Below are 12,533 nucleotides of genomic sequence, written 5' to 3'. Positions count from 1 at the left end.
AAATGCTTTCCGCAAGATGTATGTCAAAATATACCGAAAAGTGGGGCGTGCAGATTGCAGGAATGATTTTCCAGACACTCTGGTCCACTCATCACAAAAAAAGTTCCGGGCGAGGTCACCGGAACTTTTTTTGCGCAATTATTTCGCTATATGGCAGATATCCTGAATATGTGGCAGTTATATATATCAGTATTAAACAGCTGATATATAATAAGATATCTGCTGAACAGATTAAAGATGGATTTTGGTTCCGGTTTTTCCCTGGATACCGTCTTTGGCTTTCTGAAGTAAAGTGATCATGGCAGTTCTTCCTTCTTTGGAGCTTGCAAAATCAACGGCAGCCTGAACTTTCGGGAGCATGGAACCTGGGGCAAACTGTCCCTCATTAATATATTTCTTAGCGTCATCTACAGTGATGTCATCCAGCCATTCTTCGTTTTCCTTGCCGAAGTTTACAGCAACCTTCTCCACTGCTGTAAGAATGATAAGCATATCTGCATCCAGCTCTTTGGCCAGGAGACAGCTTGCATAATCCTTATCAATAACTGCTGATGCACCTTTGAGATGATGTCCGTTAAGAACAACGGGAATTCCGCCACCACCGCAGCAGATAACGATTTTATTTGCATCTACAAGGCTGTTGATCGCATCCTGTTCAACGATTTCAACAGGCTTTGGAGATGCAACTACACGACGATAACCACGCCCTGCATCTTCTTTCATGATATGTCCATATGCCTTGGCCTGATGGTCTGCTTCCTCTTTTGTCAGGAATTTGCCAATGGGTTTGGATGGATTTTCAAAAGCAGGATCATTAGGATCTACACGAACCTGAGTGACAACAGTGACAACAGGTGTGCGGACAAATCCTCTGATTCGAAGTTCCTCTCTCAAAGCATTCTGCAGATCATATCCGATGTAAGCCTGACTCATGGCAACACAGACAGAGAGAGGAGTGTTTGGCTGATTCTCATCTTCTCTGGAGAGAGCAGACATGGCATTGTTGATCATGCCAACCTGTGGCCCGTTTCCATGTACAACAACAACCTGATGACCTTCTTCGATCAGATCGCATAATGCTTTTGCAGTAGTTTTTACAGCTACCATCTGTTCCGGGAGAGTATTTCCCAGAGCGTTCCCACCGAGCGCAATAACGATTCTTTTTCTTGTAAACATTTGTAAAAACCTCCTGATTTTAAAGGCAAAGAGGGCCGCCGCAATAAACATTGTGTGCTTTCTGCGACAGCCCCGCCTGCTATACAATATGATGAGTGCTATTTTTCAATATATTTAGTTTGAATGCAGCTGGAATATTACTGCAATCCAACTGTCAAACTGTGCCTGATTATTTCAGGATTCTTGGAGCTGCTTTGACTTCAAGTTTCTTCAGGATATCCTGTGGATTTTCAAATTTGGAAAGCATAATCATAGCAGCGATGATGTATGGTTTGAAGCTTGCTTCTTTGTATAACGGGATTCTGTAACGATCGAATACAGAAGCGTCAACCTCACCCGTTTCGCAGCTTACACCTGTAATATCAGCCGGCAGGCAGTGCAGGTAAAGAGCTTTTCCGTCTTTTGTTGTTTTCATAAGTTCTTCTGTGCAGGCCCAGTCTTTGTGCTGTGCATTCTGTGCAAGAAGTTCTTTCTCTAATTTATCGATTCCGTCGAAGTCGCCTTCTGCATAAAGGTCTGTACGTTTTTCCATAGCTGCAAATGGAGCCCAGCTCTTTGGATATACGATATCAGCATCTTTGAAAGCTTCAGCCATATCGTTTGTCTTTGTGAAGGATCCGCCGTTTTTCTCAGCATTCTTCTTGGCAATCTCTTCAACTTCCGGCATTACATCATATCCTTCCGGATGAGCAAGAACAACGTCCATGCCGAAACGTGTCATCAGACCGATAACGCCCTGCGGAACGGAGAGTGGTTTACCATAGGATGGAGAGTAAGCCCATGTCATAGCGATCTTTTTGCCTTTCAGATTCTCAACACCGCCGAATTCATGGATGATGTGGAGCATATCTGCCATACACTGTGTCGGATGGTCAACGTCGCACTGAAGGTTTACAAGAGTAGGTCTCTGCTCAAGGATACCGTCTTTGTTTCCTTCTGTAACAGCTTCCATGAATTCTTTCTGGTAAGCATGTCCTTTTCCGATATACATATCATCACGGATACCGATCACATCAGCCATGAAAGATACCATGTTTGCTGTTTCGCGAACAGTTTCACCATGAGCGATCTGAGATTTCTTTTCATCAAGATCCTGTACTTCCAGACCAAGAAGGTTACATGCGGAAGCAAAAGAGAAACGTGTACGTGTGGAGTTATCGCGGAAGATAGAGATTCCAAGACCACTCTCGAATACTTTTGTGGAGATATTGTTCTCTCTCATGAAACGGAGAGCATCAGCAACTGTGAAAACAGCTTCCAGTTCATCATCTGTTTTGTCCCATGTCCAGAAGAAATCGTTGTTGTACATTTCTTTGAAGTTTAAGCTGTTTAATTTATCAATGTAATCCTGTAATGTTTTCATAAAATCAATACCTGCTATGCTTTGATAGCTTATCCTTTCCTGATATGAAATAATTGAATCTCTGCGTTTGGCAGAACACCGGTTATCCGGCTGTATCTGTTTATCTTGTGTCCCTGCCTGTTACAGCAGGGATTCTGTCCGGACACATATTAAGCCTTTAGGATGATAGGAAATCCGTCGCCTAAAAAATTTGAAAATTTATTTATTATTTGCAGTATGCAGTTGGAAGAGCAGCGTATACAGCAGCGCATCTTACAAGGTCAATCTTCCATGTTTTTTCGTTCGGAGCATGAGCCTGTGCTTCTGCACCAGGTCCGAATCCGATACAAGGAATGCTGTTACGTCCCATGATTGTTACACCGTTAGTAGAGAATGTCCATTTGTCTGTAAGCGGACGAGCTTTTCTCATGCCTTCTGTCTCAGCATTTCCGAGACGCTCTTCGCCGTATAGTCCTTTATATGCTTCTTCCAGAGCCTGTGTTACTTTGTGATCTTTCGGGATTACCCATGTCGGGAAGTAGCACTCGATCGGATATACAAGGTCTGTATAGGACGGACGGTTGTATTCATACATGGATACTGTTACGTCGTCGCCATATTTCTGTACAGCCGGAAGAGCACGGATCTCATCCAGGCAGCTTTCCCATGTTTCGCCTGCTGTCATACGGCGGTCAAGAGATACAGAGCAGGAGTCAGCTACTGCACAGCGGCTTGGGGATGTGAAGAAGATTTCGGAAGTAGTAACAGTGCCACGTCCAAGGAAACGTGCTTCTTCCCATTCAGGGTTGTATTTCTCATCAAGCATTTTTACAAGACCTTTGATCTCTGTGGTATCAGCAGCATCGTTTTCGTTTAATGCGCGGATATCCTGGAGAATATCAGCCATTTTGTAGATTGCATTGTCACCACGTTCCGGAGCGGAACCATGGCAGGAAACACCCTTTACATCTACGCGGATTTCCATACGTCCACGCTGTCCTCTGTAGATACCGCCGTCTGTTGGTTCTGTGGAAACAACGAATTCAGGACGAACACCATCTTCATGGATGATGTACTGCCAGCAGAGACCGTCACAGTCTTCTTCCTGTACAGTACCTGTCACAAGTACCTGATATTTATCGTTTAAAAGACCAAGGTCTTTCATGATCTTAGCACCGTATACTGCAGAAACAATACCGCCCATCTGGTCAGATGTTCCACGTCCGCCGATTTCTTCATCAGATTCGAAACCTTCGTATGGATCAAATTCCCAGTTCTTGATATTACCGATACCGACTGTATCAATATGAGCGTCAAAACCAATGAGAGTTTTACCTGTTCCCATGTAGCCGAGGATATTGCCCATCGGATCGATCTGAACTTTGTCGAATCCGACTTTTTCCATTTCCTCTTTGATTCTCATGATATGTCCTTTTTCTCCGCAGCTTTCGCCAGGAATGCGAACCAGATCGCGAAGGAACTTAGTCATATCATCCTTATAACCCATTGCAGCTTCGTTAATTTTTGCGTAATCCATCTTTTTACCCTCCCAATATGTATAAAATATTATGATGTTAGGGTCAAAAGGTATTTTGCCCCTAATCTGATATCATATTATTAGTTACTGGTATATCATTTTCGAGATAACCATACCACTTACCTGTCTGTGTTCACCAAAAACATCATTTGCTTAAAGATTCGTTTGTTCCGTATAATCCGTCCCATACGATCTCGCGGTAGCGAACAGGATCAGTGTCACCTTCTGTGGAAATAACAAGTACTACGGAATTCTCATCCAGTTTCAGCGCTTCTTTTAAGTCTTTTGCATCTTCATCGTGAAGAGCAGTGAAGCAGAAACCAAGCGGAACGGAACCGGATTCACCGGAGACAACGTGTGGATCATCTCCCAGTGGATTAGCGTAGATACGTGTTGCCTTTGCGCTCATCCAGTCAGGACAGGATGCAAATACATCTACGTGATTTTTCAGGATATCCCATCCGATCGTATTTCCCTCACCGCATGCAAGACCGGCCATAATTGTCTGAAGATCACCTGTAACATTTACCAGATTTCCTGTCTTTGCAACAGCGGAGCGGTACAGGCAGTCAGCAGCACTTGCTTCACAGACAGCCATAACCGGCGGGTTATCTTTATATTTATGAGCGAAATAACCGACTACGGCACCTGCTAAAGAACCAACACCGGCCTGAACAAATACATGTGTCGGACGTTCAACACCCATTTCTTTTAACTGCTGGTCAGCCTCAAGAACCAGTGTTCCGTATCCCTGCATGATCCAGGATGGAATTTCTTCATATCCGTCCCATGCGGTATCCTGAACGATGATACCATGTTCTGCTTTGGCAGCTTCTGCTGCAGCCATTCTTACGCAGTCATCATAGTTTACTTCTTCGATCGTAACAGTAGCACCTTCTTTGACAATGTTATCGAAACGAGTCTTTGTTGTTCCCTTAGGCATTCTTACAACTGCTTTCTGTCCAAGGCGGTTAGCTGCCCATGCAACTCCACGTCCATGATTACCGTCTGTTGCAGTAAAGAATGTAGCCTGTCCGAATTCTTCTCTTAATTTATCAGAAGAGAGAACATTGTATGGCAGCTCGCTGATATCACGTCCAAGTTCTTTTGCGATATAGCGGCCCATTGCATAAGAACCTCCAAGTACTTTGAAAGCATTTAAGCCAAAGCGATAGGATTCATCCTTACAGAAAATATTTTTTACTCCTAAATATTTCGCAAGGGATGAAAGGTTCTGAAGAGGCGTCACACTGTACTGTGGGAAACTTCTGTGGAACTCATTTGCTTTCTTTACATTTTCTTCGGACATCAGTTCCAGGTGTTTATCATCTGATTTCGGAACCTCGTTTACAGTCCATTTTAATCCTTCTGTCATAAAATGACCTCCCTTAAAAATTATCATTTGGTTTCCTTAACTTGTGATTCTATCATACCATATATTTTAAAAATTGCAATAGAAAAATACAAAAATTTTTAGGTTTTTAAAAAAAAAATTAGGTTTCATAATTTGTACATTGATATAAGGATTTGGATATGATAAAATAATAAGTAATGTTCGTTTTATTTTTACAGGATAGACAGTAAAGTGGGTATAAAAGAGCAATAAAAAAGATACAGAAGAGGAGAAAATATTATGGCAGTATTTCATGCATTCCGGGCACTTCGACCTACACCGGAAAAGGCTGCTGATGTGGCAGCACTTCCATATGATGTGGTAAACCGGGAAGAAGCAAAATCAATCGGAGATGAAAATCCCCTGTCCTTTCTTCATATTGACAGACCGGAAATGGATCTGGAACCTGAGACAGATCTGTATGATGATCGGGTTTATGAAAAAGCAAAAGAAAATCTTGACAATATGGAAGAAAAGGGAATTCTTGTTCAGGATCAGAAGGCCTGTTACTATATATATGAACTTGTAAGAAAAGGAAAGACACAGACCGGTATCGTAGGATGCAGTTCCATTGATGATTATATGAATGGTGTAGTGAAGAAACATGAGCTTACCAGAGAAGATAAGGAACAGGACAGGATCCACCATGTAGATTCCTGTAATGCAAATACCGGTCCTATTTTTCTGGCATGCAGATATCCGGATTCTCTGCTTACACTGATGAATAACTGGAAAGATCATCATGAAGCAGCATATGATTTTACAGAAGAGGATCAGATCACACACAGAGTATGGGTGATTGATGAAGATGAGGTCATTTCTGAAATAAATAAGGAATTTGCAGGGATTGATTCTCTGTACATCGCAGATGGACATCACCGCGCAGCTTCCGCTGTAAAAGTAGGTTTAAAGAGAAGAGAACAGAATCCGGGATATACAGGGGAGGAAGAGTTTAATTATTTCCTGTCTGTTGTATTTCCCTATGACCAGCTCTGCATTCTTCCTTATAACAGGATTGTAAAAGATTTGAACGGCCTGACTGTAAAGGCATTTCTGGGCGCCCTGAAGTTCAACTTTGAACTGATGCTGATGCCGGGATTTCCATGCAAGCCTGTAGAGAAGCATTGTATGGGAATGTATGTGGACGGACAGTGGTATCACCTGAAAGCATGGCCGGATATCTATGAGAAGAAGGACGTGGTCGGACAGCTGGATGTATCCATTCTTCAGGAAAAAGTCCTCAGACCAGTCCTGGGAATCGAAGATCCGCGCACAGACCAGAGAATCTCCTTTGTGGGCGGAAGCCATAAGGCAGCAGAGCTGGCAGAGATTGCGGACAGAACCGGCGGTGTAGCCTTTGTCATGTACCCGACATCTATGGAAGACCTGATGAAGATTGCAGACGAAAACAAATTAATGCCTCCAAAATCCACCTGGTTTGAGCCAAAGCTTCGGAGTGGGCTGTTTATACATAAGTTATAATTTGCCGAAGATGTCTTATAAAAATATTATAATAATTTTCGCTGTAGACTTTTTCTTCCTTCAATGGTACAATTGGTTCTATACAAAAGAGAACGAGACGTACTATAACGAAAGGAGGGAAGAATGTGGAAGATGCGGAATTGAGAAATATCCTTTTTTCTATACAGGGAAGCATTGCCGGTTTTCAAAATGATATGTCTGATGTAAAGAACGATATCGCAGATATGAAGACAGATATTGCAAACATGAAGACGGATATCACGAACATGAAGACGGATATCACAAACATGAAGGCAGATATCACAAACATGAAGGCAGATATTGCGAACATGAAGACGGATATCGCAAACATGAAGACGGATATCACGAACATGAAGGCAGATATCACGAACATGAAATCAGATATTGTGCAACTCAAGGGAAGCGTAAAAACTATAGAACTTAAACTGGAAAATGAAATTGACAGAAAAATATCTGCCCTATTTGATGCACGTATGGATGAGCTTCGCTATAGAAAGGAGAATAAGGAAACTCGAGAGAAAGTTTTTGAACTGGATATGCGTGTAGACAATTTGGAAAAAGCCATCATGCCAGCGTAACTGTAACAGATGATTGTAAGGCTTGTACATAGGATAAACAGGAAGAAATTTTATAACATAAAAAAGTACATGAAATTTCTTCCTGCTAAATTTGTATAATTTTTGTAAATTTTTCAAAAAACAGTTGAAATCACAGAAATAATTTGTTATACTAACTTGCGTTACGGGGTATGGCGTAGCTTGGTAGCGCGCACGGCTGGGGGCCGTGAGGTCGCAGGTTCAAATCCTGTTGCCCCGACTGACATATGGTTAAATCGTTTGTAGTATATTTACAATGAATGATTCAGACGTATGTTCATTTCAAAAAAGTTAAATAAAGTTATAAGAGAAATGCAATGACAAGGAATAGTACGCCAGGACCGGAGCACAGAGAACTGCTAGTTGCTGAGAAGCAGTGGAAGGAAATTGTGGAACTCGCCTTTGAGCAGCTGCCTGAAATCATATGAGAGTAGGTGCAGACGGTGTCCACCGTTATATGGAGAGGATATAAGAATACCGGATATCCGGAGATTCCGTATCCCATGAGTGTATGACATTGTTCATAAATAAGAGTGGTACCGCGTAAGATGATAATATCTTTCGTCTCTTGCAGATAAGTCTGTGGAGATGGAAGATTTTTTTTGTGTCTTTTTACAGTCAATCTCCACAGTCCAAACATAATATTTACATAACGGAGGAAGAAAAAATGATGAATCCAAGCAAATATCAGAGACAGTATTTTATGCCGCCTGTTAAATGCATGAAATGGGCAGAAAAAGAATATGTGGACAAAGCACCAATCTGGTGTTCTGTAGACCTTCGTGACGGTAATCAGGCACTGGTGATTCCGATGAGTCTGGAACAGAAAATTGAATTCTTTAAACTTCTTGTAAAAATCGGTTTCAAAGAAATTGAAGTAGGTTTCCCGGCTGCTTCTGAAACAGAATATGAATTTCTGCGTACCCTGATCGAGCAGAATCTGATTCCACAAGATGTAACTATTCAGGTTCTGACTCAGGCCAGAGAGCATATCATCCGCAAAACTTTTGAAGCTGTCAAAGGCGCACCAAAGGCAATTGTACATGTGTACAATTCCACTTCTGTAGCTCAGAGAGAACAGGTATTTAAGAAATCTAAAGAAGAAATCTTAAAGATTGCAGTGGATGGTGCCGCATTATTAAAGAAGTTGGCTGATGAAACAGAAGGAAATTTCCAGTTTGAGTACAGCCCTGAAAGCTTTACAGGCACAGAACCGGAATACGCTCTGGAAGTATGCAATGCAGTTCTTGATGTATGGCAGCCTACAGCAGATAACAAATGCATCATCAATCTGCCTGTAACTGTACAGCATTCCATGCCGCATGTATATGCAAGCCAGGTAGAATATATGTGTGAAAATCTGAAATACCGCGAGAATGTAATCGTATCTCTCCATCCACACAATGACAGAGGATGCGGTGTTGCAGATTCTGAAATGGGATTACTTGCAGGTGCAGACAGAATCGAGGGTACTCTGTTTGGAAACGGTGAGCGTACCGGAAACGTAGATATTGTTACACTTGGCATGAATATGTATTCCCAGGGTGTAGATCCAAAACTTGACTTCTCTGATATGCCGCATATCTGTGAAATATATGAAGAATGTACCGGAATGAAAGTAGGCGAAAGAAGTCCGTACAGTGGTGCACTTGTATTTGCCGCATTTTCCGGCTCTCATCAGGATGCAATTGCCAAGGGTATGCACTGGAGAGATGACAAGGATCCGGATCACTGGAATGTTCCGTATCTTCCGATCGACCCGACAGATGTGGGAAGAAATTATGACGCAGATGTTATCCGCATCAACAGCCAGTCCGGCAAAGGCGGCGTAGGATATATTCTTGAGACCAAATTCGGGCTTAATCTTCCTCCGAAAATGCGTGAGGCAATGGGATATGCCACAAAAGCTGTTTCAGACCACAAGCATAAAGAACTTCATCCTGACGAAATTTTCAATCTGTTCAAACAGACCTTTGAAAATATCACAGAACCGTACAGCATCAATGAAGTACATTTCCAACAGAAAGATGGCGGTATTGTAACAAAAGTTACTTCTACTTTCCGCGGAAAGACAATCACTACAGAGGCATCCGGTAACGGACGTCTTGATGCAGTCAGCAATGCATTGAAGAAGGCATATGAGCTGAAATATTCCCTGGAAACATATCAGGAGCATGCGCTGGAGCGCAGTTCAAGTTCCAAAGCTATTGCTTATGTCGGTATCAAAAAGCCGGATGGAACCCTTGCCTGGGGTGCAGGCGTAGACGCAGATATCATTCGCGCATCTATTGATGCACTTGTAACAGCAATCAATAACCGTTAGAGTGTTCCGACACGCCCGATTCTTTCCTGCTGTATTTTGGCTTCTGCAGGTCAGGCTAATATCCGCTTGGCAAGGAATAATATAGTTTACATAAAATATCAAAAATCAGATACCGGTCAGATTGTCCAGAAGACTTCCTGACCGGTATCTTTTTGTATTTATAAAAATACAAAAAAGTCTTAATGTACGCGATAAAGTACAATAAAGAAGCAAACTCCGATGAAAAGCTATCAGAATTGTATTTAATTAAAATCATAAGGGAAATTAATTGACATAACACTCATGTTTACGTATACTGACAGCGTGGACAGAAAAGTGTCCTAAATAAGTACAATTTACATTTTATTATCTCACTCCAGGCCAGTGAGAAATGCGCGGAAATATTTTAGAGAAAGAGGTAAAAGAATGAAAAATTTCGAACAGTGGAATGGCTTTAAGGGCAACCGTTGGAAAGAAAAAATCGATGTACGTAACTTTATTGGAATGAACTATACACCATATGACGGTGATGCTTCTTTCCTGGAAGGACCTACAGAAGCTACAAACAAACTGTGGGGCAAGCTCCAGGCACTTCAGAAAGAAGAACGTGCCAAAGGCGGAGTTCTTGATATGGAGACAGAGGTAGTTACATCTCTGACAGCATATGGTCCCGGATATATTGATGAAGAAACAAAAGACCTTGAAAAAGTTGTTGGTCTTCAGACAGATAAACCTCTGAAACGTGCTTTCATGCCATACGGCGGTATCAAAATGGCAGAGCAGGCTTGTGAAACTTACGGATATAAAGTAAGTGACAAGATTAAAGATGTTTTCCACAACTATGAATTTAAAACTCACAACCAGGGTGTATTTGATATCTACACACCTGAGATGAAAGTAGCACGTCACAACAAGATCCTTACAGGTCTTCCGGATACTTACGGACGTGGACGTATCGTTGGCGACTACAGACGTGTGGCTCTGTACGGAATCGACGCTCTGATCGAAGGAAAACAGAAAGACTTCGCAGCATGCGACCGTCAGGGTATGAGACGTTATGACTTCCAGCTTCGTGAAGAGATCGCTGATCAGATCCGTGCTCTGAAAGGCATGAAAGTTATGGCTGAATCTTATGGATATGATATCTCCAAACCGGCCAAAGATGCAAGAGAAGCTTTCCAGTGGCTGTACTTCGGATATCTTGCAGCCATCAAAACTCAGAACGGTGCTGCAATGAGTGTCGGACGTATTTCCACATTCCTTGATATTTATATTGAAAGAGATCTTCAGAACGGAACTCTTACAGAGAAAGAAGCTCAGGAGCTTGTTGACCACATGGTAATGAAATTCCGTATGGTTAAATTTGCACGTATCCCTTCTTACAACCAGTTATTCTCCGGTGACCCTGTATGGGCAACTCTGGAAGTAGCAGGTATGGGACAGGACGGACGTTCCATGGTAACAAAGAACGACTATCGTTTCCTGCACACACTGGAAGATATGGGACCGGCTCCGGAACCAAACCTTACAGTACTTTATTCTTCAAGACTGCCTGAGAACTTCAAGAAATATGCTGCAAATATTTCTGTTACAACAAGTTCTGTTCAGTATGAGAATGATGATGTTATGCGTCCGGTATGGGGCGATGACTACAGCATCTGCTGCTGTGTATCTGCTACAGAGACAGGTAAAGAGATGCAGTTCTTCGGCGCTCGTGCAAACCTTGCAAAATGCCTTCTTTACGCGATCAACGGCGGTGTTGATGAGAAGACAAAACAGCAGGTAGGACCAAACTATCAGCCGATCACTTCTGAATATCTTGACTATGATGAAGTAATTGCAAAATATGATAAAATGATGGACTGGCTGGCTCATCTGTATGTCGGAACACTGAACATGATTCACTACATGCATGACAAATACTACTATGAAGCTGCAGAGATGGCTCTGATCGATACAAAGGTTGAGCGTTCTTTCGCAACAGGTATCGCAGGATTCTCTCATGTAGTAGACTCCCTGTCCGCTATCAAATATGCAAAAGTTAAAGCTATCCGCGATGAAGACGGTATTACAACAGATTTCCAGGTTGAGGGTGACTTCCCACGTTATGGTAATGATGATGACAGAGCAGACGAGATTGCAACAACTCTTCTGTCTACATTCCTTGAGAAACTGAAACACATCCATACTTACCGTGATTCCAAGCCAACCACATCTATCCTTACTATTACTTCCAACGTTGTTTATGGTAAGGCTACAGGATCTCTTCCGGATGGAAGAAAAGCAGGTGAACCTCTTGCACCTGGCGCAAACCCATCTTACGGTGCAGAGCAGAACGGTCTTCTTGCTTCCCTGAACTCTGTTGCCAAGCTTGACTATGAAGATGCTCTTGACGGTATCTCCAATACTCAGACAATCAATCCTGATGCTCTGGGACACAGTGATGACGAGCGTTCAGAGAATCTGGTACATGTACTTGACGGATACTTTGATCAGGGTGCTCATCACCTCAATGTAAACGTATTTGGTAAAGAGAAACTGATCGACGCTATGGAACATCCGGAAAAAGAAGAGTATGCAAACTTCACAATCCGTGTATCCGGATATGCTGTTAAGTTCATCGACCTTACAAGAGAGCAGCAGTTAGACGTTATTGCCAGAACCTGCCACGACAGAATGTAATT

General features: G+C 42.3%; 9 protein-coding genes, 1 tRNA gene and 1 other annotated feature. Of the genes, 6 read left to right on the top strand and 4 right to left on the bottom strand.

Annotated elements, in window-relative coordinates; genetic code table 11:
* The first annotated feature begins 2 nt into the window (after window positions 1-2).
* Window positions 3-296, top strand: a complete 294-nt coding sequence (locus G4417_RS17695; protein WP_368196351.1) for a DUF6783 domain-containing protein — start codon at window positions 3-5, stop codon at window positions 294-296.
* Here G4417_RS17695 and arcC read toward each other — a convergent pair.
* The 4 genes from arcC to dpaL all read right to left on the bottom strand — a co-directional run bounded on the left by arcC (window position 232) and on the right by dpaL (window position 5,430).
* On the bottom strand, window positions 232-1,176 hold the full coding sequence (gene arcC / locus G4417_RS03925; RefSeq protein ID WP_008703267.1) for a carbamate kinase: 945 nt from the start codon (window positions 1,174-1,176) through the stop codon (window positions 232-234). The two genes, G4417_RS17695 and arcC, sit on opposite strands and share 65 nt — an antisense overlap.
* Window positions 1,177-1,345: 169 nt before the next feature.
* A complete protein-coding gene (ygeW, locus tag G4417_RS03920) occupies window positions 1,346-2,539 on the bottom strand; it encodes a knotted carbamoyltransferase YgeW (RefSeq protein ID WP_008703264.1) in 1,194 nt (397 codons plus the stop codon).
* A gap of 205 nt (window positions 2,540-2,744) precedes the next feature.
* Entirely contained in the window at window positions 2,745-4,055 is a 1,311-nt protein-coding gene (locus G4417_RS03915; RefSeq protein WP_025581111.1) for a YgeY family selenium metabolism-linked hydrolase, read from the bottom strand.
* 145 nt (window positions 4,056-4,200) lie between these two features.
* Entirely contained in the window at window positions 4,201-5,430 is a 1,230-nt protein-coding gene (gene dpaL, locus G4417_RS03910) for a diaminopropionate ammonia-lyase (RefSeq protein WP_173682694.1), read from the bottom strand.
* A 258-nt stretch (window positions 5,431-5,688) separates the two neighbouring features.
* Here dpaL and G4417_RS03905 point away from each other — a divergent pair, with 258 nt between their 5' ends.
* From G4417_RS03905 to pflB, 5 genes are all read left to right on the top strand, one after another.
* Entirely contained in the window at window positions 5,689-6,930 is a 1,242-nt protein-coding gene (locus G4417_RS03905) for a DUF1015 domain-containing protein (protein ID WP_022381423.1), read from the top strand.
* A gap of 125 nt (window positions 6,931-7,055) precedes the next feature.
* Entirely contained in the window at window positions 7,056-7,529 is a 474-nt protein-coding gene (locus tag G4417_RS03900; RefSeq protein ID WP_173682693.1) for a hypothetical protein, read from the top strand.
* A 164-nt stretch (window positions 7,530-7,693) separates the two neighbouring features.
* Window positions 7,694-7,767, top strand: a tRNA-Pro gene (locus G4417_RS03895).
* 88 nt (window positions 7,768-7,855) lie between these two features.
* Window positions 7,856-8,119: a binding site (T-box leader), on the top strand.
* Between the two features lie 95 nt (window positions 8,120-8,214).
* A complete protein-coding gene (locus G4417_RS03890) occupies window positions 8,215-9,870 on the top strand; it encodes a 2-isopropylmalate synthase (RefSeq protein WP_173682692.1) in 1,656 nt (551 codons plus the stop codon).
* A 405-nt stretch (window positions 9,871-10,275) separates the two neighbouring features.
* Window positions 10,276-12,531 (top strand): formate C-acetyltransferase, encoded by a 2,256-nt coding sequence (pflB, locus tag G4417_RS03885; RefSeq protein WP_020993932.1) that lies wholly within the window; start codon window positions 10,276-10,278, stop codon window positions 12,529-12,531.
* The last annotated feature ends 2 nt before the right edge of the window (window positions 12,532-12,533 follow it).

The sequence above is a fragment of the Blautia wexlerae genome (assembly GCF_013300825.1).
Lineage (GTDB): Bacteria > Bacillota > Clostridia > Lachnospirales > Lachnospiraceae > Blautia_A > Blautia_A wexlerae_B.
Note: the sequence above shows the minus strand (reverse complement) of the source record. Positions and strands in the feature narration are given on the sequence as shown.

What these genes read in the sequence shown, in the direction of transcription:
- ygeW (WP_008703264.1), bottom strand. Translation starts at nt 2,539, where the DNA reads ATGAAAACATTACAGGATTACATTGATAAATTAAACAGCTTAAACTTC.
- G4417_RS17695 (WP_368196351.1), top strand. Translation starts at nt 3, where the DNA reads ATGCTTTCCGCAAGATGTATGTCAAAATATACCGAAAAGTGGGGCGTG.
- pflB (WP_020993932.1), top strand. Translation starts at nt 10,276, where the DNA reads ATGAAAAATTTCGAACAGTGGAATGGCTTTAAGGGCAACCGTTGGAAA.
- dpaL (WP_173682694.1), bottom strand. Translation starts at nt 5,430, where the DNA reads ATGACAGAAGGATTAAAATGGACTGTAAACGAGGTTCCGAAATCAGAT.
- G4417_RS03915 (WP_025581111.1), bottom strand. Translation starts at nt 4,055, where the DNA reads ATGGATTACGCAAAAATTAACGAAGCTGCAATGGGTTATAAGGATGAT.
- arcC (WP_008703267.1), bottom strand. Translation starts at nt 1,176, where the DNA reads ATGTTTACAAGAAAAAGAATCGTTATTGCGCTCGGTGGGAACGCTCTG.
- G4417_RS03890 (WP_173682692.1), top strand. Translation starts at nt 8,215, where the DNA reads ATGATGAATCCAAGCAAATATCAGAGACAGTATTTTATGCCGCCTGTT.
- G4417_RS03905 (WP_022381423.1), top strand. Translation starts at nt 5,689, where the DNA reads ATGGCAGTATTTCATGCATTCCGGGCACTTCGACCTACACCGGAAAAG.